Genomic DNA, 22,307 nt, shown 5'->3' with positions numbered 1-22,307 from the left:
TCCTCTGATGGTGCTTCTGCCGGCGTCAGTCCGGCGGCTTGGGGGTCAACTCTGCGGTGCGGCTACGTGCAGGTCACCGGAAAGCCCACAGTGAAGCGGGAAGCTCTTCAGCCATCCTGATTAGGGCATCCTCTTTCAGTTGTCCATCAACGTCGTCACTTAGATTGACATCGGCAGCCCAATTCTTTCCCAGCAGCGTGTACGTGCCTGCGCTAATGTCAGAGTCCACTCGGTTTCCGAGCCATGATGCGGTGTCGTCTGTGGAGCTGATCCACAACTTTGCCCCCTGCCCGGTGAGCTCTACTGAGATTGTGTCGGTCGACCAACCTGGGTCATCGACGAAGCTCTCCAGGTTCGAGTATGCGACGTCGGTGCGATCAAGCGCTACGGTGAAATCTTCCAATGGCCGGTGCATTGTCATCCGAGCACCGTCGTGGAGGAGGGTCGTTTCAGTAACTTGACCGTCGGACTCTGAAGCTATTGTCGGCGCCGGGGTGGAGGCGGTCTCGTCCGCGGCCGAATCATCGGAGCATCCAGCAAGTGCAAATGCTCCAGCGGCTAAGACAGCAAGGCTTGCTCGCCTGGTGTTCATAGTATTGTCCTCTCGAAGGTGTGACTGCCAGTGTCAGCCGGGGGCTCTTCGTTCTTAGGAGTTCTCTAGGTTCCTTGGGATCTTCACCTCTACGGTCGTTGTGCCGACACCTCGCTCGTCAAACAAGTCGCTCCCCGACGCAGGGTCGTAGCCACTCAGGTCGCAAGTTCCGCCTTCATCTGGCTCGACATGCCAGGTGTGTGTGGACCCCCTCTTGGCGTTCTCCGGACTCATGTAGGCACCGAATTCCTCGCCTTCCGGGATAATCCGGACCATAAGCTCTTCTGTGATGGTGTAGTCGCGGGTTATGTAGACATCTGCCCTTGAGGTACAGGTCCCGGTGACATGTACTGCATAATCAGAGGTCGAACCACTCCGGCCAACGGGGGCTGGGTCGGCTGTAACTTGAATGTCAGGTTTTCGCCCCAGGCGTTGCACAGCCATATCGCCTACAGACTTCGTTCCCGATACGTCTGTGCTTGAGCTTGCGTTCTGCGGCCTGCTCGGTCCCTGATTAGCCGTCTCGTCGACGGCGGCATTTCGATCACGGCTGCCACATCCTGCTATTACGAGTGCCCCGGCGGCTACGACAGCGAGGGCTGTACGTCGGATGGTCATAGTAGGGTCCTCTCGAAGGTGTCTCGCCACGTCATAGCGAGGTGTGTGGTGACGCCGAGCTCTTCGGCGATCTTGTGGATGTCTGGGCCGTAGACCAGTTCTGTCTCAGCGTATGCCATGGGGGGTATTAGCAGGCGTGAAGCCTCCCGATCGGCACGGGCCTCCACGGCGTCGTCACCGTTGCACGGGTCATCGTGTGCGACATGGGACAGCTCATGAGCGATCGTGCACTTGGTCTGCGTGTCGCTCGTGCCGTGTCGGATACTTACCCGGCCGTCCTTCCAGGCACCTTTCGGCCCGCCGCTGTGCCAGCGGACTGTCCGCCCGGTGCGTTCCCGCACCAGGTGGTGGAGGTGGTTAAGGGAGAGGGTCTGCACTATCTTCCTCTCTTCCTGCGTCTTCATCTTGGCTGCTGTCTGCGGCGTTAAGGGGTGTGTTCGTGGCGGACAGTTCAATTATCTTCATCGGACAGACGCGGGTGCCCCCGAGTGTTCGAATCGCCCTTCGTGGCCCGACGTTTCGCCTGTTCCTGGCGACAGCGGCCATGGCTTTTGCTGCAGCTTCATGTTCGATTGGGATGGGCAAGGAGATCGTGTCTTCGGCTAGCCAGCGGTGCGCCTCCAGGTTGAGAGGTGAGAACTCCTCGTCAGGGGAGAGCCGCCCGAGCGCGATGAGAGCCTCTACAGGAGAGACACGGGAGTTCCCTGCGACGGTTGTTACAAGGTCGTCTGCGGAAAGGACTTCGTTTAGTCGGTTGCTGGCAAGACTTCTGCTGATGTCCAGATCTACGAGGGCACTAACAGGCCCGGACACACAGTTAACCCCCGGCCCAGAGGGTCGGGGGTTAACTGCTGACGTTTCAAGAGGAGAATGCTCAGCTGCCGTATACGGGGTGTCCTTCCGGTCGCTTCTCTGCCTGTGGCCACCGTTGCGGTGGCTCTGACAATGAACTTACGGCGGTGATCTTGGAGGATGCTGGCAGTGCCCTGCAGTGTCAGTGGAAATTCACGTAGCGGTCGCGCAGTGGGACGGCGCAGGAGACTACGCCTTTTCGGGGGCCGCCAGTGTGACCTCTTCGGCCCAGGACAGCGGGTACCCCTGGGACCTCAACCAGTTGTCTACCCCGCCCTCGTCCAGCATCCCGTTGATGAGACGTTGGGACGACTCAAGCGCCCGCGCAGCCGTGGTGGCGTCGATATGACCAGCGAGGAGTGCATCACCGAGCTCTTCCAGGTCGAGAACCTCCCATCGGCCCCCGGCATAGGTGACCAGGTCGACGTAGAGGTCGGTCGTCCGCCAGAGGAGGTCGCCACGGTTGATCAGGGCGATGTCGACGTAGAGGTCCTGGCCGGGGAACCTGCCGCCCTCTCCGTCGCGGAAGTGGAAGCGGTTGACACGCAGATCAAGTGCCGGGATCAACCAGCTCTCGAGGTAGCCGAAACGTGGGTGGTCCGCCGGCCTGGCCATGTACAGCATGCCGTCACGCTGGTCCCACCGGTCCACCTGACGGAGGAAGCCCTTGGGGTCGGTGTTGCTCAGCCCGGCGAGATCGAAGTTCTCGACCTTGGGCGGATGCGTGGCACTCATGAAGATGTGGTGGTGCGGAGTCAGCGAACGTTGAAGATCCCGGCGGTCGGCAGGAAGGTGCAGTTGCCCTGCGCGCCCTCCTCGTTGGTGGTCACTCCGCCTTCCAGCAGGGCGAGGACATTGCCGGGGCCGGTGTCCGCCAGGCCGTTGATGGTGGCAGGGCCCTCCGGGTTGATCCCGCCGTAGGCGAGTTCTGTGTGGCCGATCCGTCCGTTGTTGATGTTCACCCAGTGCACCCGCATCCCGGTATTCTGCTTCTCGGCGACGGTCCCGGTCCCCAGCGCAGTGAACACGAAGGAGACGTGACCATCGGGAACACCGGGGAGAGGCAGTTCGGCAGGGCCGGGGACACCCATGGCGAGGCCGACTGCATTACTTGTGCCCCCGATGCAGTTCGACGCGAGCGTCGGCCAACCGAACTGGGTGAACCCCGGTGCGTTGTCCGGGAGGCCGACACCGGGTTCCCCGTCACCACGGAAGAAGCTGACCACGCGCTTGAGGATGTCACTGACGTTGTCGGGGACGTCAGGACTGTTGGCGAAATCCTCGATCTGCTGTAGCAGCTCCGGTGTGGGGCGTCCGAGGTTGTCGACAGGAAGATCGGGGAGGCCTGGCAGTGCAGGGGCGGCGTGTGCCGCCGGCGCCGCAGCCAACGACGCGCCTGCGGACACGGCTACAGCGGTCAGGACGGCGGAGACGGCGCGGGAGATGCGACGGGCGGGTCGTCCGGTCCGTGCGATCCGCGAGGTGCGGGTGAACTGGGAAAGCACTGTCAGCCTCTCGGTGGTTGTGAATCGTGTCGTCGAAGGAACGTCACGAGCGCATCAAACGTCACATTGGCCACAACAGTAACACGAGTAACAAAAAGCAGCCAAGGTTCGCTTTTGACCACCATAGCAGTGACGGGCGTTAACCTGCGCTGGATTGCGTCGATGAGAAAAAATGGGGCTCTGTCGAGTACCCTGGAGCGTCGTTGTCCCCCCGGGGCCGCTCAGCGGTGCCCCGGGCCCCGACCTCGACTGACTCTCAATTAGGAAGCTGAAGGATCTGTGTCACTGACTGAATTCCGTAATGTCGCCATCGTCGCCCACGTTGACCACGGTAAGACCACCCTCGTCGACGCAATGTTGCGTCAGTCCGGGGTGTTCGATGCCCACGGCGAGGTCGAGGACCGTGTCATGGATTCGGGGGATCTGGAGAAAGAGAAGGGCATCACCATCCTGGCCAAGAACACGGCGATCCGCCGTGCCGGCCTCGGTAAAGACGGCGGTGACCTGGTCATCAACGTCATTGACACGCCCGGCCACGCGGACTTCGGTGGCGAGGTGGAGCGCGCGCTGTCGATGGTCGACGGCGTCGTCCTGCTGATCGACGCGTCCGAGGGGCCCCTTCCCCAGACGCGCTTCGTGCTGGGCAAGGCCCTCGAGGCGAAGATGCCCGTGATGATCAGCGTCAACAAGACCGACCGTCCGGATGCCCGCATCGACGAGGTCGTCACCGAGGCGCAGGACCTGCTGCTCGAGCTCGCTGCGGCTCTCGACGACGAGGAAGCGGCAGCTGCCGCAGAAACACTGCTGGATCTGCCGGTCCTCTACGCCTCGGGGCGTGCAGGAAAGGCCTCCACCGAGAACCCCGGCAACGGGAATGTCCCGGACGCAGAGGACCTCCAGGCTCTCTTCGACGTCCTCTACGATGTGCTCCCGGAGCCGTCCGCGGACATCGAGGCGCCCCTGCAGGCCCACGTGACCAACCTGGACTCAAGCTCCTTCCTCGGCCGTATCGGCCTGATCCGGGTGTTCGCGGGCACGATCCGCAAGGGTCAGCAGGTCTCCTGGATCCATTACGACGCCGACGGGGTCGAGCACACCAAGACCGCCAAGATCGCGGAGCTGCTGCGCACCGTCGGGGTGTCCCGTGTCCCGGCCGAGGAGGTCATCGCCGGTGACATCGCCGCGGTCTCCGGTATCGAGGACATCATGATCGGTGACACGCTCGCCGATCCCGATCATCCGGTGGCGCTGCCCCGTATCACCGTCGACGAGCCGGCGATCTCGATGACCATCGGTGTGAACACCTCCCCGATGGCCGGGCGCGGCGGCGGCGACAAGCTGACCGCCCGTGTCGTCAAGGCCCGACTGGACCAGGAACTGATCGGTAACGTCTCGATCCGCGTCCTGCCCACTGAGCGGCCCGACGCCTGGGAGGTGCAGGGACGCGGTGAGATGGCACTGTCGGTGCTCGTGGAGACGATGCGCCGTGAGGGCTTCGAGCTGACCGTCGGTAAGCCTCAGGTGGTCACCCGGACCGTCGACGGCAAGCTCCAGGAACCCTACGAGCACATGATCATCGACGTTCCGGAAGAGCACCTCGGTGCCGTCACCCAGCTCATGGCAGCCCGTAAGGGTCGTATGGAGGGCATGGACAACACCGGTACCGGCTGGATCAGGATGAACTTCACAGTCCCGTCCCGTGGCCTGATCGGTTTCCGCACCATCTTCATGACCGAGACCCGTGGTACCGGTATCGCCAACCACTACTCGGCCGGCTACGAGGCCTGGGCAGGGGAGATCAAGGACCGCCCCAACGGTTCACTCGTCTCCGACCGTACCGGCCAGATCACCGCCTACGCGTTGACCCAGCTCGCCGACCGTGGTGACTTCTTCGTCGAGCCCGGCACCCAGACCTACGAGGGCATGGTCGTCGGTCAGAACAACCGTGACGAAGACATGGACATCAACATCACCAAGGAGAAGAAGCTCACGAACATGCGTTCCGCGACGGCGGACGCGACCGTGACGCTGGCCAAGGCCCGCAACCTGACCCTTGACGAGGCCATGGAGTTCTGTGGTCAGGACGAGTGTGTCGAGGTCACGCCGGAGAACATCCGCGTGCGTAAGGTCATCCTCGGAGCCAGCGAGCGTGCGCGTGCCCTGTCGCGCATGAAGGCCCGCAACAAGTAGGGCAATCCCTCCACAGTCCGGACCATGAGGAGCCGTCGCCAGGTGAAGCAGTTCAGTAGGTCTCGGCGGCGTCCGTCGTCCGTCGTCGTGGTCGCCTCGGTCGCCACCGCCTGTGGTCTGGTGCTGTCCGGCTGCCAGGCGGACCCGGGGGACGCGCCCACCGTCGACGACGCGGAGGAGGCGGGGGAGGGTCGTCCGGATGACTCCGGGTCCGGGGACACCGACGGGGACCCCGATGACGAAGCCTCTGCTGTCCCGGAGGAACTGCGCACGATCACCGTGGGCGTCGACCGGATCCCCGCCGACCTGAACCCCCACCTGGTGAGCTCCCGCTCGATGCTGACCTCCACCGTGGCCGATCTGACGTTGCCCAGTGCCTTCACCGTCGGCGAGGACGGCCGGCGGACCGTGCTGAACTCCGATCTGCTGGAGTCCGTCGACGTACGCTCCGGCGAGGAGGATGCGCCGACGGAGGTGCGGTACACACTCGCGCATGAGGCACAGTGGTCCGACGGTACCCCCATCAGCGGCTCGGACTTCCACTATCTGTGGCAACAGGTCACGACGATGCCGGGAACCACCGACAACGCCGGCTACGCCGACATCAGCGACCTGGCGGTGTCCGCCGGCGGCAACACCGTCACCGTCACCTTCTCCCGGCCCCAGCAGGACTGGCGCGAACTTTTCGCACACCTGCTGCCCAGCCACATCTACGGTGCCGAGGGGCGGAACTTCAGCACCGTGCTCGGCACTCTTCCGGCAGCCTCAGGCGGGGTCTACACGGTGCGGCAGTTCGATCCCGGGAGAGGAAACCTCGTTCTGGAACGGAACACCAGGTACTGGGGCACGTCGCCGGCGAGGACGGACCGGGTGGTCTTCTCTGAGTCGGGTGACCTGAACACGTCGACGCAGATGCTGCGTGCCGGTCAGTTCCAGATGCTGACGACGCGAAGCGGTGCGGTGACCGCGGAGTCAGTGGGCAGTCTGCCCGGCGTGGGTTCGACCACCGTCGATCTGGACACCCGGATGGACCTGGTCCCGAACGTCGCCGCCGGGCGCCTGGAGTCGGCCGAGGCCCGCAGAGCGTTGCTGTCGAGCGTCGACTCCGACCAGATCGCCAGGCTGGTGACCGGTGATCCCGACGCTGTCGCACCGGACGGCGGCACCGGCGCTTTCCGGGGGCATACGGACCCCGGGAACGCTGCGGAGACGACCGGAGCCACCGCCGCTGACCCGTTGCGCATCGCTGCCGACACACTGGACGACGAGGCCGTCGAGGCCGCGCGTCGGGTCGTCGACCAGTTGGGCTCCGCCGGCGTTCCCGCTACCGTCGTCACCCCGACCGCGTCCGACCTCTATTCGGCGTTTCTTCCCCGGGGAGAAGTCGATGCGGTGGTGGTCTGGCAGGACCGTGAGCGCTCGCGTACCGACCTACGCAGTACCTTCACCTGCGACGAGGCTGACCGTCCGCTGCGGTCGCCGTCCCAGCAGCTGCCGACGGAGTCGGAGCTGTCCACCGAGGCGGACGCGGACGACACCGCGACGTCCTCGCAGACGACCGAACCGACGACCGAACCGACGACCGAACCGACGACCGAACCGACGACGTCGGGGGAGGCCCCGCCCACCACGACGGAATCGGATGAGGCGGCCCCGAACGCTCGGGCGTCGAATATCTCGGGCATCTGTGACCCGGAGCTGGACGCCCTTCTGGACGACGGGACCGATGAACAGGTGGGCGAGTATCTCGCCAGTCAGGCACTGTCCCTGCCGTTGATGGGAGACCGGGTCGTGGTGGGTCGGTCCGCCGAGCTTGCGGGTCCGCCGGGCAGGGTCGCATCCTGGCCGGTGGGTGAGCGGTCAGGGCCTTTCGTCACCGTCCCGGAATGGTTCAGGGCCGACAGTTCTGGGTCAGACGACGATGAGACGCACAACGACACCGACACGACCCGGGAGACCGACAATGAGTGAGACACGCGTAAACGGCGACCTGACAGGGCTGCGCGTCGTCGCCGTCCACGCCCATCCGGACGACGAGTCCATCTGGGGCGGGCTGGCGATGGCGAACTGGAGCCGTCGAGGGGCGGAGGTGACCGTGGTGACCTGCACTCTCGGGGAGGAGGGGGAGGTCATCGGTGACAAGTACGCCAGCCTCGTCGCCGACGACCGCGACATCCTCGGCGGCTACCGCATCGCCGAACTCCAGCGCGCACTCGCGGAGCTCGGGCTAGGGCGACCGGTGTTCCTCGGTGGGCCGGGACGGTGGCGCGACTCCGGGATGGCAGGCACCCCTGCCGCGGAGCATCCGCGCGCATTCGTCAACTCGGGTCAACTCGCCGTCGACCAGCTCGGGGAGGTCTTCGATGAACTCCGGCCCCATGTGGTCGTCACCTACGGCCCCGACGGCGGCTACGGTCATCCGGACCATGTCCGTGCTCACGAGATCACCCATCGTGCCGCCGCCGACGCGGTCCGGGAGGGCCGCTGGACTCCGGCCAGGATCTACTGGACGGCCCAGGAACGTGAACGCGTCGACGAGGGGTTGCGCGCCCTCGACGCCCACGGTGCGCCGCCCGAGGGCTGGCGTCGCGCTCAGCCCGGAGACCTGGCGACTGTTCCGTCACGGGTCGTCGACGCCAGGATCGAGGGCAGCGAGCAGGACGTCGCAGCCAAGAGACGAGCGATGGCGGCGCACGCGACCCAGTTGTGGGTCGCGGACGGCTCGGTCTCTGACGTCAACGACCGTCCACGGTACTCCTCCGGGCCGACGGCCTTCTGCCTGTCCAATCTCATCACCCAACCGTTGCTGGATTCTGAGAGCTACACGCTGGGAGAAGACTTCTCCACGCGGGGCAGTTTTCCCCCGGACACTCTGGACAGACTAGACTGTCTATTTGCCGAAGGGAGGTGACCCGATGAGTTCTGAGGACACGACAGCCGTGGACCCCGCCGCCGAGCCGCACTGGGGTGATCCGGAGCGTTCACAGGTTCGTCGGGACACCGCACGCTCGGAACGGGTGGCCGGTATCGTCTGGCTCTGCGTCGGATCACTGGTGGCGATTCTGTTGTCAGCGCTCTACCTGGGGTCGCGGATCACCGTCGGTGATGTCTCGGTGCCGTTCCCCTGGCCGGTGGTCGTCGGCCCGTGGTTCAACTACGTGCTCGTGAAGACGGCACTGCTGTGGACCGACAACCGGCGGGTCGCTGCCGCGCCGTTGTGGGTGTGGCTGGCCGGATACGCTCTGCTGCTGTTCTGGCCGGTGTTGCCCGGCCTGGGCGGCGACACCATCCTCGCCGGTACCGTCTGGGCTCTGCTACTCCTTCCACTGGGAGCGGCCGGTGGCGGTTGGGCATTACTGCGGTTGAAGTGAGAAGATCACAGCGACGACTGCAGCCCCCGGTGACTCCGGGGCGGCTGACAAATACATTGAGAACTCCTGACAGTGACGAACTCCAGAAGGTGACAACCAGATGACCTACGTGATCGCACAGCCGTGTGTGGACGTGATGGACCGGGCGTGTGTCGAAGAATGCCCCGTCGACTGCATCTACGAGGGCAAGCGTTCGCTGTACATCCACCCGGACGAATGTGTGGACTGCGGCGCATGTGAGCCGGTCTGCCCGGTCGAGGCGATCTTCTACGAAGACGACCTCCCTGACGAGTGGGAGGACTACATCGACTTCAACGTCGCCTTCTTCGATGATCTCGGGGACCCGGGTGGAGCTGCGAAGCTCGGCCCGCAGGACTTCGACGTGGAGGGGATCAAGAACCTCCCGCCGCAGAACCAGGACTGACCCCGCCACCGTTACTCCGCCGACGCCACCACTGTTGAGGAAACCTGAGGAAAATCATGTCGAGCCGTTCCCGCCGTACCCTCTCCTCCGAGCTCCCCGACTTTCCCTGGGACTCGTTGTCTGGTGCGAAGCAGGTGGCGTCCTCTCACCCGGACGGTCTCGTTGACCTTTCGGTCGGGACGCCGGTCGACGAGGTCGCCCCGTCGATCCAGCTGGCACTCGCGGAAGCCGCGGCTGCCCCCGGCTACCCGCAGACGGTCGGCACACCGGAGCTCCGTCGGGCGGTCGTTGAGGCGCTGGCCCGGCGGTTCGGCGTCACCGGCGTCGGTGAGGACGCCGTTCTGCCCGTGGTCGGTACGAAGGAAGCCATCGCATGGCTGCCGTTCCTGCTCGGCGTGATGCCGGGACAGACGGTGGTGATCCCGGAGCTCGCCTACCCGACCTACGAGGTCGGCGCCCGCCTCGCCGGGGCGAGGGCTGTCCGGAGCGACTCGCTGCTCAAGCTCGGCCCGGAGACGCCCACGCTGATCTTCATCAATTCGCCGGCCAACCCGCACGGCAAGGTGCTGGGGATCGATCATCTCCGTAAGGTCGTGGAGTTCGCCAGGGAACGTGATGTCGTCGTCGTCTCCGACGAGTGCTACCTCGGTCTCGGATGGTCGGAGGAGGACGCCCCGGTGTCCATCCTTGATCCCAGGGTGAGTGACGGCGACCACACCAACCTGATCGCCGTCCACTCGCTCTCCAAGACCTCGAACCTCGCGTCGTACCGTTCCGGGTTCCTTGTCGGTGACCGGGGATTGATCGGCGAACTGCTCAGCGTCCGGAAGAACGCGGGTCTGATGATGCCTGGCCCCGTTCAGGCGGCCACTGTCGCGGCCCTGGAGGACGACGGCCAGGAGATTCTGCAGAAGGAGCGTTACCGTGAGCGCCGCGAGCTGTTGTCCGCTGCGGTGGAGGCCGCGGGACTGCGCATCGACGACTCTGACGGCGGTCTCTACCTGTGGGCCACGGAAGGGCGCCCCTGTCGCGATACCGTGGACCGGCTCGCACGTCTCGGCATACTGGTGGCGCCCGGCGACTTCTACGGTCCTGGCGGTGCGGAGCATGTACGGATCGGGCTGACCGCCACGGACATGCAGATCGTCACCGCCGCCCGGCGGCTCGCCGCAGGGCTTGAATAGCACGTCTCCGGCGCCGTCGTCTACGGCTGGGCCGCTTCAAGGGGAGGGATCCTCGCGGCTCGTGTGGCAGGGGCCAGGGCTGCGAGGACGCCCAGAGGCACGGCTGCGGCCAGGGCCGACCCGACGAGTGGCCACGGCACCACGACCGTGGACAGCCCGCTCTCCGACAGGATGCTGAGCAGTGCCCGCCCTGCGACGAGCCCCACCCCGGTACCGAGTACAGCGCCGTAGACCGTCGTCTGCAGGGCTTCCACGACGACCATGTGGCGTACCTGGCCACGGCTCATTCCCACTGCCCTGAGCATGCCGATCTCACGGCGACGTTCCACCACCGACAACGCAAGGGTGTTCACCACCCCCATCACCGCGACGACCACGGCCAGGGCAAGCAAGGCGTAGACGGCGAGGATCATGCGTTCGACCAGCACAGACTGTTCACCGGCGAACTCGGCCGGTGTCTGGACGGTCACTGCCGCCGTGTCGCCGAGGAGACTGCCCAGCCGGGTGGCCAAGGTGTCCCGCGGGACGGAGCCGTCGCCGGTGACCAGCAGAGCGATCACACGGTGGCCGGTCCCGCCCTGGGTGCCCGGTGCGACCCGCCAGAATGCGCTCGCACCGATGACGACGTCGCCGAGGATCCGGGAATACTCATAGGTTCCGGTCAACTCGAGGTCGACGGCGCGTGCCTGCCCCTGGGCCCGTACCGGGACCCGGTCTCCGATGCTCCATCCGTTCGCGGCAGCGTAGGACGCCGACATCGTGACCCCGTCCCGGGTGCCGATCTCCAGGTCACCGTGCTGCTCACCGAGATCCAGGACCGCAGACGGATCCCCGTTGCTGACGGTCACCAGCGGCAGACCGGGTTCCGGCCTGTCGCCGAGTAAGGCGACCCCTTTACCCAGTGGAAAGGCGGTGCCGACGCCGGAGGACCCGCGCACCTCGTCGACGGTGGCGCCGGGGACAGGGGCATCAACCGCGCCACCGGGGGCTGCGATCACCAGGTCCGCGGAGACCTCCGTGTCGACCGTCTGTCGCAGCGACGCCACCGTCGACGCACCCGTCATCCCGGTCACGGTGACCAGACACAGGGCCAGCGTGACGGCGAAGGCGGTTCCGGCGGTCCGACGGGGAGACTGCCGGGTGGTGCGTACCGCTACCGTGCCGGCCACCCGGAAGGACTTACCCAGGGGGAGCACCAGCAACCGTCCGAGAGACGGCAGGGCACGCCGGGCAAGTGAGGGGGACAGGAGATACACCCCTGTGAGTGTCATGAGGATCCCTGCCCCGCAGATGATCATTCTTGTCCGGGTTCCTGAACCGGCGCCTACCTCCACGGCCATACCGGCGGCCACGACCCCGGTGACACAGACGAGAGCACCTGTCAGTGCCCGCGCCGACCACGACGCGGCGGGGGAGGCCGCGAGGTCAGTCCGCGCGACCGCCAGTGGTGGAACGGACGCGGCCCGGCGGGCAGGTCCCCATGCCGCGAGGACGGTGGCCAGCGTCCCGACCACGCACGGCAGTACGAACGCCGTCATCAGGAGTCCCGCGTCGGCGGCGGGGAGCTCCGGGGCCAGCGGGCCGGACAGGGTGACCAGTCGTGTTGCGGCGGTGACCAGTCCGGCGCCGAGAAGCACTCCCGACGTGGAGCCGAGGATTCCGACGACCGCCGCCTCACACAGCACTGAGACGGACACCTGGCGGCCGGACATTCCCAGGGCCCGGATGAGTGCGAAGTCCCGCATGCGTTGCCCCACAGTCATCGCGAAGGTGTTGGCGATGATGAACATCCCGACGATCAACGCGATGGCGCCGAACGCGCCGAGAATGTAGCGCAGGTACCCCAGTCCTGTGTCCAGCATGGTGGAGTCGGATCGTTCCACCTCGGCTGCGGTGCGGACGGATGGTACCGCCACGTCGGGAGCCCCGCCGGCGGTGGTGGCAGGGTCGGCAGGGTCGGCAGGGTCGGCAAGGTCTTCGGTCAGGGTCGTGACCACGTCCTCGGGCACTGCTCCAGGTGTGACCCGTAGGGCCAGCCCCGGGAGACCGTCGGGGGCGAGGTTCTCACGGTAGGTCCGTTCATTCATCGCCACGGCGAAGGTGCCTGGATCGCCACCGCCGGACATCCCGCTGATCCGGAGCGGAAAGGCACCGGCCGGGCCGGTGACGGTGAGCTCGTCGCCGACTGCCAGACCTGTGGCTTCGGCTGCGGTGGCGGTGACGACCAGCTCGCCGGGGCGCGGGGGCGAGCCTGTGACGAGGTGTTCGCCGGGGTCGAGGGAGCGCTCCGGACCGTACCAGGGCGTCGGACGCACGGGGATGCCGCCGGTGTCCACCGTGGGGCCGTCTGCGTCTGTGCCCCGGGTGAGGACGACGCTACGGCGGTCGTCGACGGCGACGCGGTCGACCTGCGGGTTGTCGAGGATGCGGCGTTCCACCGTGTCCGTGAGTTCACGGTGGCCGTCTGCGGGGCGGACCACGATATCGGCGTGGCTGTAGTCCGAGGTGCTGAGCCGGCTGACGGAGTCACCGAGGATCCCCGACAGCAGGGCCGTTCCGGTGAGGAAGGACGTGGAGAGAACCACGGACAGTGTTGTCAGTACCAGCCGGGCACGGTGGGCCCGGAGACCGCGGCCGCTCAGACGGAGGAGCGTCCGTGCTGCGCGGGTCATCGCTGTGTGGTGGCGGGGCGGGGGCCGACAGGCGTGATGCGGGCCGGGTGGGCAGGTGAGGCTGCTGGATGTCCCATGGGAGGAGAGCTTTCCGACGGAGGTGTCGAGGAGAAGAGGGGAGTGAGGAAGGAGAGCGGAGAGCCGGGGCGGGGAGAGGAGCCCCGGTGTCGGTCAGTTCTTGTGGAGGTCTTCGTTCAGTTCCACTGAACCGGTGGTGCGTGCGACGGCTTCGACGGCGCCGGACACGGAGTTGCGACGGAACAGGACGTTGGAGACCCCCGAGAGGTCGGAGGCCTTCACCGTGCTCCCGTCAGCGACACCGACTGCCTCGGCGACAGCGCCGGAGACGACCGCCTTGGTCCCGAAGGTGACGTAGAGGCCGGCCTCGACGACGCAGTCGTCGCCGAGTGAGATTCCGAGCCCGGAGTTCGCCCCCAGAAGGCAGCGGCGACCGACGGAGATCACGGCCTTGCCGCCGCCGGAGAGGGTGCCCATGATCGAGGCGCCACCGCCGACGTCGGAGCCGTCGCCGACCACGACCCCACCGGAGATGCGTCCCTCCACCATCGACGACCCCAGGGTGCCTGCGTTGAAGTTCACGAAGCCTTCATGCATCACCGTGGTGCCTTCGGCGAGGTGGGCGCCGAGACGGACCCGGTCGGCGTCGCCGATCCGGACCCCGGTGGGGACGACGTAGTCGACCATGCGCGGGAACTTGTCCACGGAGAAGACCGTGACCCGGCCGTGCCGGCTCAGGCGCGCGCGGGTGGCCTCGAACCCTTCGACGGCGCAGGGGCCGAAGTCGGTCCAGACGACATTGGCCAACTTGCCGAAGATGCCGTCCAGGTTGCAGCCGTGGGGCCGGATCTTCCGGCCGGAGATCAGATGGAGACGGAGATAGACGTCGGCGGTGTCGACAGGGGCGGCGTCCAGGTCCTCGATGACCGTCGTCACCACCGTGCGTCGGACGTCACGGTCGGCGTCCTCACCCTCCAGGTGGGAGAAGTCTGACGGGGTCGACGGTGCTTCCCCGAGACCGAACTCGGGGTACCACACGTCGAGGACGGTGTCGTCAGCTGTCAGGGTCGCAATTCCGGTTCCATATGCGGCAGTCATGGTGTCACAGTCTACCTGTCGCCCCCGGACACTACGAGGTACGTTCGGGTTCCTCGTTCGCCACCGTGCGGGCGTGGTGCCGGGTGACGTACACACCCAGCAGGCTCACCGCGGTGAAGGCGATGGCTACGGTGACCACCTGGTCACGTGCGGTCTCGTCGAAGAGCATCAGCACCGCCAGGCCGACCAGTGCCACCAGCGTGACGATCGGGAGGACCGGCCAGGCCCACATGCGGACCTTCAGGCTTCCCTCGGCCTCGAGCTGCGGGCGGAGCTTCAGTTCGCTGAGCACGATGATGAACCAGATCACCAACAGGCACCCGCCGACGGCGTTGAACAGGATGTTGATCAGGTTGTCCGGTCCCCACACCTGCAGTCCGACGGAGATGAAGGCGAAGACCAGCGAGCAGATCACGGCGGCCGTCGGAACCTTCTGTGACGACACCTTCCGGAACAGCTTGGGTGCGTTGCCCTGGTGGGAGAAGGAGAAGGTCAGTCGCGAGGTCGCGTAGATCTGCGCGTTGAACGCCGAGAGCAGCGCCAGGACAATGATGACCTCCATGAACCCGACGACGCCGGGGATGTCGGCCATGGCGAGCACACGGGTGAACGGGGAATCTGCGGCGCTGTCGGCATCATCGAGGGTGGCGACGTTCAGCAGAGCGGTGATCACCAGCACGGAGCCGAGGTAGAACACCGAGATACGCCAGACGACGGCCCGCACCGCAGCGGTGATCGCTTCACTGGGCTTCTCGGACTCGGCGGCCGCGATGGTGACGATCTCGATACCGCCGAAGGCGAAGGCCACGGCGAGGAGGCCGGCTGCGATGCCGGACACGCCGTTCGGGGCGAAGGGGGTGAAGTTGTCGACGCCGACAGCGTCATGGCTGGGAAGCAGCCCGAAGATCAACAGCGCACCGACGACGAGGAAGAAGATGATGACCGCAACCTTGACGAAGGAGAACCAGTACTCGAATTCTCCGAAACCACGGACCGCGAACAGGTTGACCACGGTGAACAGGATCACGCACAGCAGGCCCGGAATCCATCCCTCGACACCGAACCAGTTGCCCATGATGGCCCCGGCACCGGTGATCTCCGTGCCCATGACCATGATGAGCATGAACCAGTACAACCAGCCCGTGGAGAAGCCGGCCCAGGGGCCCAGGGCCATTTTCGCGTAGGTGGCGAAGGTGCCCGACGCCGGGCGGGCGGCCGCAAGCTCGCCGAGCATGCGCATGACGAAGACCACCACGATGCCGGCGACGATGTAGGACAGCAGAACCGCCGGCCCCGCCGCCTTGATACCCACGCCGGTACCGAGGAAGAGCCCCGCCCCGACAGCGGAACCGAGTCCCATCATCGTGAGGTGCCGGACCTTGAGGCTGTGTCCGAGGTCCCGGTTTCCGGCCTCGGTCGGTGCCGCACCCTGAGAATCGGTGGGGGAGTCGGTGTGCTGTGTGCTCATACTTCCGGATTCTCGCACACCCGCCCGGCGTGCGAGACCAGAGCCCACTAGAGTGAGTGCCACGATGACGAATTCTGTGCCCACCCCGCCGCCCACCTCACCGACCACCACCCTGACCGCGTCCGACCTGTCGGCCTGCCCGGTGGAGTTGACGCGCAGGCTTGTCGACATCCCGAGCCGGTCCCACGAGGAACAGGCGATCGCCGATGCGCTCCAGGTCGCGCTCGAGGGACTGCGGGACGAGCACCCGCACGTCACTGTCGACCGTCACGGCAACACCCTCGTCGCCCGGACCCACCGCGGGTTGGCGACCCGGGTGATCCTCGCCGGCCACATCGACACCGTCCCCCCCGCCGACAACCTGCCGTCGACCCGCCGCCCGGACAGTGAGGGCAGGGACAGCATCCACGGCCTCGGCTCCGTTGACATGAAGTCCGGGGACGCGGTGTACATCCACGCCTTCGCCAGCCTCGCCAGTTCCCCCGACCTCGCCCACGACCTCACACTCGTGCTCTACGAGGGTGAGGAGGTCGCCACCCGCTACAACGGTCTGGGGCACCTCGTCGAGGCCCACCCGGCATGGCTCGAGGGGGATGTCGCGCTGCTGGGGGAGCCGTCCGGCGCGGTGATCGAGGCCGGGTGCCAGGGAACGCTCCGGGTCCGTGTGACTGCGCACGGTACCCGGGCGCACTCGGCACGTGCGTGGCTCGGTGACAATGCGGTCCACCGGCTCTCGCCGGTCATCGCGAGGGTGAGTGACTACCGTCCCCGTGACGTCGACATCGACGGCTGTCTCTACCGCGAGGGGCTCAACGTGGTCCACCTGGAAGCAGGCGTCGCCACGAACACCATCCCCGACGAGGCCTGGATGTTCGTGAACTTCCGCTTCGCCCCGGACCGCTCCGGTGAGGAGGCGCTCGCCCACACGTTGGAGGTCCTCGGCGTCGGCACGCCCGACGCCCCGTCCGAAGGATTCAGCCTGGAGATCGACGACCTCGCACCCGGCGCTCTGCCGGGACTCCACCACCCTGCGGCGTCCGCGCTCGTTGACGCCACCGGCGGCAACGTCCGCGCGAAGTACGGGTGGACCGACGTCTCCCGCTTCTCGTCCCTCGGGATACCGGCGGTGAACTTCGGTCCGGGTGACCCGGGGCTGTGCCACACCCCGCAGGAGAACTGCCCGGTGGAGATGATCGAGACCGTGAGCACCCAGTTGACCGACTACCTGACCCGGAAGGCACGGTGACGTGCAATGGCGAATGACAACCCGCAACCGTTCACCTTTCAGGGGCCGGTGATGCGTCGAGGTATCAACGGTGTCTACCCGGCGACCCCGTACCCCCGGTCGACGACGGACCAGAGGCTGTTGGACGAACAGCCGAACACCGACTGGCTGCACTCCGACCCGTGGCGGGTGATGCGCATCCAGTCCGAGTTCGTCGAAGGTTTCGGTGCGCTCGCGGAACTGCCGAAGGCGGTCACCGTGTGGGGGTCGGCGAGGATCGCCGAGGACCACCCCTACTACGAGACCGGTCGTGAACTCGGACGACGGCTGAAGGAAGCCGGGTACGCGGTGATCACCGGAGGAGGCCCCGGGCTGATGGAGGCTCCGAACCGGGGAGCGGCCGAGGACGGCGGAGTGTCCGTGGGGCTGGGAATCGAGCTTCCCCATGAGCAGGGGCTGAACTCGTGGGTGAACCTCGGCCTGAACTTCCGCTACTTCTTCGTCCGCAAGATGATGTTCCTGAAGTACGCCCAGGCTTTCATCTGCCTCCCCGGTGGCTACGGGACGCTTGACGAACTCTTCGAGGCACTGGTGATGGTGCAGACCGGCAAGGTCCGGCAGTTCCCGATCGTCCTGCTCGGCTGCGAGTTCTGGAGTGGGCTGGTCGACTGGATCACCACACGGCTCGTCGATGAAGGGATGATCTCCGACGGTGACCCGGACCTGTTCCTTGTGACGGATTCGCCTGAGGAAGCCGTCGCGTACTGCGTGGAGGCGCACCAGGGGCAGGTCGAGGAACTGGAGGAACGACGACGTCAGCTCCTGCAGGAACTCGAGAACCTGGAGAAGCAGGCCGGACGGATGTCCGGTGAGGCCGGCTCCGAGGGCCGGAGCGATTCTGACGGTCGGTCGTTCGGGTAGTCTCGGCTGCCATGTATCTGCTCATCACCGTCATCGCGTCACTGCTGGTGGGACTGGTCCTCGTCTACCTGGTGCTGACCGTGTTCGACCGTGAGCCGGCGGCACCGGGGAGTACCCGGGGACAACGACGGGCAGTGCACGCGGACCAGAGTGATGACGGGCACGAGGAACAGCAGGAGAGGGCACAGTGAAGAGGATTCCGAATCTACCTCGGCCGGTACCGGAGATCACGGTGGGAGCCACCGTGACCGGCAGCGATGTCATCGACTGCCGTATCGTGTTCGCCGACGCGCCGGAGGGCCCCGCCGACCGGGACCCCACAGCCGGTCTGGCTGCCGACGGAGTGTGGGAGATCTGTGTTCCCCGGCATGCGCGGCCGTTGACGGATCTTGCGGAGTTGTCCGAGGAACCCCGGTTAGCCGATGACGGATGGCGGGCGGCAGGGGCCGTGCTGATCCGTCGCCTCGGCACGCTTGTCGACGGGCATCCGGTGCGTGCCAAGCGGCATACGGTGCAGATCCGTGTGCCGGAGGCCACGACAGTCCAGCAGCTCCGGAACCTGGCCCAGGGAATCGTGCTGGGCGGACGCCACCTCGTCGTCACGCGGAAAGACCCTGCCACAGAGGTACGTTCCGTCCACGTCGACATCGGCGACGTCGCTGACGAGGCGGTGGTCCGGCGGTCAGAGGACAGTGTGTACCGCGGTCGGGTGCTGGGTGCGGCCACGGTGCTGGCCAGGGACATCAATGCTGTACCGGCACCGTCGGCGACGTCGGTGTGGTGGCGCCGCAAGGCCAAGGCCGTCCTCGGTGATGTTGCCGGTACCCGGGTGAAGACCCACGGGCGCGGGTGGCTGCAGCGCAAGGGCTTCGGTGGGATCCTCGTCACCGCAACTGCCGGGGCCGGGGTCAATGACCCGGAGGGCGAGGACGAGGTCGGTTTCGTCGAGATGTTCTGGGATCCGGCGGCGGCGGAGGGGGACCTCAACGACGACCGGCCGGAGGTCCTGCTCGTCGGGGGTGCCCCGGTACCTGCGGTGATCCGGGCGTTGGCGGAGTTGAAGGGACCGCAGAAAGTCGTCGGGCTGGTGCCGGTCCACGGCTACAGCCTCCCAGCCTGGGTACCAGGTCGCGCCCGACCGGTCGTCGAACACGTCAACGGGACCACCAGCCAGCTTCCGGGTGCCGCCGGTGCAGTGGAGCAGGCGGAGGCGTGCCGCAGGTTGGCACTGGCGGATGCGGTGGCCTACGGCGTCCAGCGGTACCGGCCCCGGCGTGTGGTTGTCGTCGGACCGGTGTCGACGGCATCGAAATCAGCGCTCGGTGAACTGACCGGAGCCGTCACCGGTGACGAACAGGCGGTCCGTAGGGTGACACTGCGCGGCGCGCGGGTCGGTGAGCGGTGGTGGCCGCTACCGACGCCGGCGTATCTGGAGAAGACTGTCAGTGCCCGGGACGCCGACGTCACGGTGGCACCGGAGGGGCCCGGTGCACTGACTGCGGCGATGTACCTCCGGCGTTTCGCAGACGGCGTGCCCTGCGCCGTCCTCGACACCACGGGCCCGTCGTGGTCGGATTCCGTGCGGGGCGACATCGACCGGGGCAGCACGGGTTTCGCGGCCCGTACTCTTGTAGAGTGGTTCCGGAAGTAGCCGACCCGGCACTTTTTCGTTCCGCTATCGAGGGGAGACCCCGCACCCGTGCTCTCTGATGTCATCGACCTTCTCGCCGACCCGGTGGACGGCACCCCGTTGCGTGCCGGTGACGAGGCGTGGAAGACCCTGGTCTCCGACTCCGGCCACAATTACGATGTGGCACGGCAAGGCTACGTCACCCTTGCCGGTGGTGCCGGGCTGCGCTACACCGGCGATGACGCCGAAATGATCCAGGCGCGGGAGACGTTCCTGTCCGGGGGGCACTTCGCTCCGTTCGTCGAGGCGATCACCGACCATGTCGGCCACGCTCTCGACGACGCAGGCGTCGCCGACGATGCGCACCCGTCCATCGTGGAAATCGGTGCAGGTACCGGCTACTACCTGTCCCATACCCTGGATTCGATCCAGAACTCCCGGGGTGTGGGGATCGACGTGTCGGTTCCGGCGGCGAAGCGACTGGCGTCATGCCACCCCAATATCGGTGCAGTCGTCGCCGACGCCTGGTCCCGGCTGCCGCTGCGCGACGGGGTCGTGGACGCGATCACGGTGATCTTCGCTCCCCGTAATGCCGCGGAGTTCGCCCGGGTGCTGTCTTCGGAGGGGCAGGTCATCGTGCTCACGGCAGATGCCGGCCACCTGGCGGAGCTGCGTGAACCGCTCGGCATCATCGACGTCGAGGAAGGCAAGGTGGAACGGATGATCGCACAGGCGTCGGGCCACCTCGTACCTGTCGGTGACCCCGAGAACGTGGAGTTCCAGATGAATCTGGACCAGGCCTCGATCGCCGCGCAGATCGGGATGAGTCCCTCGGCGCGACACATCCACCCCACCGTGTTGGCCGAGCGTATCGCTGCACTGCCGGAGACGATGACGGTCACCGCGCGCGCCGCGATCACCCGCCTGCGGCGCGACCCCGATCTGGGCTGAGGGGGCTCAGAGCCCGCTATTCCCCGGGGTCGATCCCGGCGGAGAGGTCCCGGTCTGCCAGGACCGCCTCGCGGATGAGCTTCTCCTGCTCGGCCGGATCGTCCAGGTGGGCGAGCTGGCGCTGAAGCTGGCGCCCCAGCGACTCCATCGCGGACAGGACCCGTGCGCCGCCGGTAGCGGTGACGGAGAACCTGTCGAAGACCCGCGGGCCGGTCAGGGCCGTGGTGAGCGAGACCAGGCCACCGTCGGCGAAGACCTCGCACACCGGCCCATCCACGAAGATGGTGAGCGTGTCACTGTCGCCGTCGGCGAGGGGAGCCACCCGCGTATCATCATCGCGGGTAATGGAGACCTGCTCACCTGAGTGGGCGACACTGACGATGACACTCCCGTCCTTGTCCAGCAGGTCCACCGTCGCAGTACCCGTCTCGACGTCGAGCTGTGCGGTGTAGACGGCGGCACGGTCGGTGTAGGAGCGGACGGCGGTGGGGAGCCCGATGACGTCCTGGTAGAGGTGCCCCTCCCGGAGACTGAGGAACCTCGGCACTGACAGGCAGTTGGCCCAGGTGGCTGGTTCGTCGCCGTCGCCACTGTGTGGGAAAGCACCGACCAGACCGGAGAGGACGGGCCGGGTGCCGGGCACCAGACGCGGGCGGGTGAAGTCGTGGCCGTGGTCGAGGACCTGGAAATTCGTCGAGGTGTGGAACGTCGTTCCGTCGAGCGTACCGACGATGTAGCCCGTGGTCTCGCCTGCCTGCTCCCGGGAACCGGCGGTGCCAGCGACATCAGCGACACTGTCGACACTGTCGTCAGGGTAGGTGATGAACAGGACGTCCTTGTCCTCACCGGTCCCATGGTCGGTCATCGAGGTCAGGCGGGGGGCGTACGGGCGCCCCTGAGGGACCGATTCGCCGGCGAACTCCAGGGGCCCACGGACGGTCCATGTCTGGCGGTCCGTCGAGTCCAGTACGACGATGCGGGCATCTACGTCATCGATGAGGTCAAGAGCGATCATGGTCCACACGTCGCCACGGCGGACGACGGACGGTGTCGCGAGATCGTGGACGGGGTATGCGGAGTCGTCGATGTCCACCGGGCCGAGACGCTCGACGAACGGGGAGACCACGCTGGGGTCGTCGGAGACTTCCGTGGTGGCCGCGCCGAGGTCGGCGACGCGTGCGCGCTGAATGGTGAATGTCCTGTCGCCCCGGTGGCCGTGTGCGACGGTGTTCGAGCGGAGACCGGACGGGTCGCTGTCTTCTGCAGGGGTCGTGGTGACGAAGAAAAGTTCGACCCCGTCGCCCACGGGAACCGATGATCCTGCCAGGCAGTCGATCTCGTTGTCGCGGGGAACGAGGACGTCGTCGCAGACGTCCCAGCCGTAGGGGATGCCGGACGCGACCTGGTGGGCCCACCGGGCCCCGGCGTCAGGTCGGGGCCGGAACTGGTGGAAGACATGGAGGGAATCCCCCCGGCTCAAGGCTCCGGCCGGTGCCTCGAGAACGCCGACTTCCGCGGTGACGTGTAGTTCAGGTCTGTAGCGGTTCACGTCATCCCTGTATACCATCGTCGCGGACCTCGGTGTCGC

General features: G+C 66.5%; 20 protein-coding genes. 11 read left to right on the top strand and 9 right to left on the bottom strand.

All coding sequences use genetic code 11. The features are described 5' to 3' along the window. Window positions 1-73: 73 nt before the first annotated feature. The 5 genes from FS507_RS04305 to FS507_RS04285 all read right to left on the bottom strand — a co-directional run bounded on the left by FS507_RS04305 (window position 74) and on the right by FS507_RS04285 (window position 3,567). Entirely contained in the window at window positions 74-592 is a 519-nt protein-coding gene (locus tag FS507_RS04305; RefSeq protein WP_145941578.1) for a hypothetical protein, read from the bottom strand. 54 nt (window positions 593-646) lie between these two features. Beyond that, complete coding sequence (locus tag FS507_RS04300; protein ID WP_145941577.1) at window positions 647-1,210, bottom strand: hypothetical protein; 564 nt, start codon at window positions 1,208-1,210, stop codon at window positions 647-649. Next, window positions 1,207-1,614: an ImmA/IrrE family metallo-endopeptidase gene (locus FS507_RS04295; RefSeq protein ID WP_145941576.1), complete on the bottom strand. Its 408-nt coding sequence runs from the start codon at window positions 1,612-1,614 to the stop codon at window positions 1,207-1,209. Before FS507_RS04295 ends, FS507_RS04300 begins: the two co-directional genes overlap by 4 nt. Before the next feature lie 637 nt (window positions 1,615-2,251). Further along, window positions 2,252-2,797, bottom strand: a complete 546-nt coding sequence (locus FS507_RS04290) for a DUF402 domain-containing protein (RefSeq protein WP_145941575.1) — start codon at window positions 2,795-2,797, stop codon at window positions 2,252-2,254. Between the two features lie 20 nt (window positions 2,798-2,817). Next, entirely contained in the window at window positions 2,818-3,567 is a 750-nt protein-coding gene (locus FS507_RS04285; RefSeq protein WP_260853158.1) for an Rv1157c family protein, read from the bottom strand. A gap of 279 nt (window positions 3,568-3,846) precedes the next feature. Here FS507_RS04285 and typA point away from each other — a divergent pair, with 279 nt between their 5' ends. The 6 genes from typA (at window position 3,847) to dapC (ending at window position 10,736) form a co-directional block, all read left to right on the top strand. Further along, window positions 3,847-5,757, top strand: coding sequence for a translational GTPase TypA (typA, locus tag FS507_RS04280; protein ID WP_145941574.1), 1,911 nt, complete (start codon window positions 3,847-3,849; stop codon window positions 5,755-5,757). A gap of 24 nt (window positions 5,758-5,781) precedes the next feature. Then, window positions 5,782-7,728 carry an ABC transporter family substrate-binding protein gene (locus FS507_RS04275; protein WP_145941573.1) on the top strand — a complete coding sequence of 649 codons (1,947 nt, stop codon included), beginning with the start codon at window positions 5,782-5,784 and terminating at the stop codon, window positions 7,726-7,728. Continuing rightward, a complete protein-coding gene (gene mshB / locus FS507_RS04270) occupies window positions 7,721-8,668 on the top strand; it encodes an N-acetyl-1-D-myo-inositol-2-amino-2-deoxy-alpha-D-glucopyranoside deacetylase (protein ID WP_145941572.1) in 948 nt (315 codons plus the stop codon). The genes FS507_RS04275 and mshB overlap by 8 nt, the downstream gene beginning before the upstream one ends. Before the next feature lie 4 nt (window positions 8,669-8,672). After that, window positions 8,673-9,128: a hypothetical protein gene (locus FS507_RS04265; RefSeq protein WP_145941571.1), complete on the top strand. Its 456-nt coding sequence runs from the start codon at window positions 8,673-8,675 to the stop codon at window positions 9,126-9,128. A 100-nt stretch (window positions 9,129-9,228) separates the two neighbouring features. Beyond that, window positions 9,229-9,552 carry a ferredoxin gene (gene fdxA / locus FS507_RS04260; RefSeq protein ID WP_038547609.1) on the top strand — a complete coding sequence of 108 codons (324 nt, stop codon included), beginning with the start codon at window positions 9,229-9,231 and terminating at the stop codon, window positions 9,550-9,552. A 56-nt stretch (window positions 9,553-9,608) separates the two neighbouring features. Beyond that, complete coding sequence (gene dapC / locus FS507_RS04255; protein WP_145941570.1) at window positions 9,609-10,736, top strand: succinyldiaminopimelate transaminase; 1,128 nt, start codon at window positions 9,609-9,611, stop codon at window positions 10,734-10,736. Window positions 10,737-10,756: 20 nt separating this feature from the next. Here the strand turns inward: dapC and FS507_RS04250 are convergent, their stop codons facing one another. The 3 genes from FS507_RS04250 to FS507_RS04240 all read right to left on the bottom strand — a co-directional run bounded on the left by FS507_RS04250 (window position 10,757) and on the right by FS507_RS04240 (window position 15,992). Beyond that, window positions 10,757-13,408 (bottom strand): ABC transporter permease, encoded by a 2,652-nt coding sequence (locus FS507_RS04250; RefSeq protein ID WP_145941569.1) that lies wholly within the window; start codon window positions 13,406-13,408, stop codon window positions 10,757-10,759. A gap of 171 nt (window positions 13,409-13,579) precedes the next feature. Then, window positions 13,580-14,524 carry a 2,3,4,5-tetrahydropyridine-2,6-dicarboxylate N-succinyltransferase gene (gene dapD / locus FS507_RS04245; protein ID WP_145941568.1) on the bottom strand — a complete coding sequence of 315 codons (945 nt, stop codon included), beginning with the start codon at window positions 14,522-14,524 and terminating at the stop codon, window positions 13,580-13,582. Between the two features lie 31 nt (window positions 14,525-14,555). Further along, on the bottom strand, window positions 14,556-15,992 hold the full coding sequence (locus FS507_RS04240) for an amino acid permease (protein ID WP_145941567.1): 1,437 nt from the start codon (window positions 15,990-15,992) through the stop codon (window positions 14,556-14,558). 64 nt (window positions 15,993-16,056) lie between these two features. Here FS507_RS04240 and dapE point away from each other — a divergent pair, with 64 nt between their 5' ends. Genes dapE through FS507_RS04215 form a run of 5 tightly spaced genes read left to right on the top strand, consistent with a single transcriptional unit; the run spans window position 16,057 to window position 20,719 of the window. Continuing rightward, the gene (dapE, locus tag FS507_RS04235; RefSeq protein WP_145941566.1) at window positions 16,057-17,238 is read left to right on the top strand and encodes a succinyl-diaminopimelate desuccinylase; all 1,182 of its coding nucleotides are present in this window, start codon (window positions 16,057-16,059) and stop codon (window positions 17,236-17,238) included. 6 nt (window positions 17,239-17,244) lie between these two features. Beyond that, window positions 17,245-18,138 (top strand): TIGR00730 family Rossman fold protein, encoded by an 894-nt coding sequence (locus FS507_RS04230; protein WP_145941565.1) that lies wholly within the window; start codon window positions 17,245-17,247, stop codon window positions 18,136-18,138. 11 nt (window positions 18,139-18,149) lie between these two features. After that, window positions 18,150-18,329, top strand: coding sequence for a hypothetical protein (locus tag FS507_RS04225; RefSeq protein ID WP_145941564.1), 180 nt, complete (start codon window positions 18,150-18,152; stop codon window positions 18,327-18,329). Then, entirely contained in the window at window positions 18,326-19,789 is a 1,464-nt protein-coding gene (locus tag FS507_RS04220) for an aminopeptidase (protein ID WP_145941563.1), read from the top strand. Before FS507_RS04225 ends, FS507_RS04220 begins: the two co-directional genes overlap by 4 nt. A 48-nt stretch (window positions 19,790-19,837) precedes the next feature. After that, the gene (locus FS507_RS04215; protein WP_145941562.1) at window positions 19,838-20,719 is read left to right on the top strand and encodes a methyltransferase domain-containing protein; all 882 of its coding nucleotides are present in this window, start codon (window positions 19,838-19,840) and stop codon (window positions 20,717-20,719) included. A 16-nt stretch (window positions 20,720-20,735) separates the two neighbouring features. On the opposite strand, the gene FS507_RS04210 is transcribed toward FS507_RS04215, so the two are convergent. Beyond that, entirely contained in the window at window positions 20,736-22,268 is a 1,533-nt protein-coding gene (locus FS507_RS04210) for a GH32 C-terminal domain-containing protein (protein WP_260853157.1), read from the bottom strand. Window positions 22,269-22,307 lie beyond the last annotated feature (39 nt).

Source organism: Corynebacterium glyciniphilum AJ 3170 (assembly GCF_007673095.1).
In the GTDB taxonomy this organism is placed as follows: domain Bacteria; phylum Actinomycetota; class Actinomycetes; order Mycobacteriales; family Mycobacteriaceae; genus Corynebacterium.
The sequence above is the reverse complement of the archived record's forward strand: the minus strand, read 5'-3'. Positions and strand labels throughout refer to the sequence as shown.

Coding starts and splice junctions, on each gene's coding strand:
- FS507_RS04305 (WP_145941578.1), bottom strand. CDS start 592: ATGAACACCAGGCGAGCAAGCCTTGCTGTCTTAGCCGCTGGAGCATTT.
- FS507_RS04300 (WP_145941577.1), bottom strand. CDS start 1,210: ATGACCATCCGACGTACAGCCCTCGCTGTCGTAGCCGCCGGGGCACTC.
- FS507_RS04295 (WP_145941576.1), bottom strand. CDS start 1,614: ATGAAGACGCAGGAAGAGAGGAAGATAGTGCAGACCCTCTCCCTTAAC.
- FS507_RS04290 (WP_145941575.1), bottom strand. CDS start 2,797: ATGAGTGCCACGCATCCGCCCAAGGTCGAGAACTTCGATCTCGCCGGG.
- FS507_RS04275 (WP_145941573.1), top strand. CDS start 5,782: ATGAGGAGCCGTCGCCAGGTGAAGCAGTTCAGTAGGTCTCGGCGGCGT.
- mshB (WP_145941572.1), top strand. CDS start 7,721: ATGAGTGAGACACGCGTAAACGGCGACCTGACAGGGCTGCGCGTCGTC.
- FS507_RS04265 (WP_145941571.1), top strand. CDS start 8,673: ATGAGTTCTGAGGACACGACAGCCGTGGACCCCGCCGCCGAGCCGCAC.
- fdxA (WP_038547609.1), top strand. CDS start 9,229: ATGACCTACGTGATCGCACAGCCGTGTGTGGACGTGATGGACCGGGCG.
- dapC (WP_145941570.1), top strand. CDS start 9,609: ATGTCGAGCCGTTCCCGCCGTACCCTCTCCTCCGAGCTCCCCGACTTT.
- FS507_RS04250 (WP_145941569.1), bottom strand. CDS start 13,408: ATGACCCGCGCAGCACGGACGCTCCTCCGTCTGAGCGGCCGCGGTCTC.
- dapD (WP_145941568.1), bottom strand. CDS start 14,524: ATGACTGCCGCATATGGAACCGGAATTGCGACCCTGACAGCTGACGAC.
- FS507_RS04240 (WP_145941567.1), bottom strand. CDS start 15,992: ATGAGCACACAGCACACCGACTCCCCCACCGATTCTCAGGGTGCGGCA.
- dapE (WP_145941566.1), top strand. CDS start 16,057: ATGACGAATTCTGTGCCCACCCCGCCGCCCACCTCACCGACCACCACC.
- FS507_RS04230 (WP_145941565.1), top strand. CDS start 17,245: ATGGCGAATGACAACCCGCAACCGTTCACCTTTCAGGGGCCGGTGATG.
- FS507_RS04225 (WP_145941564.1), top strand. CDS start 18,150: ATGTATCTGCTCATCACCGTCATCGCGTCACTGCTGGTGGGACTGGTC.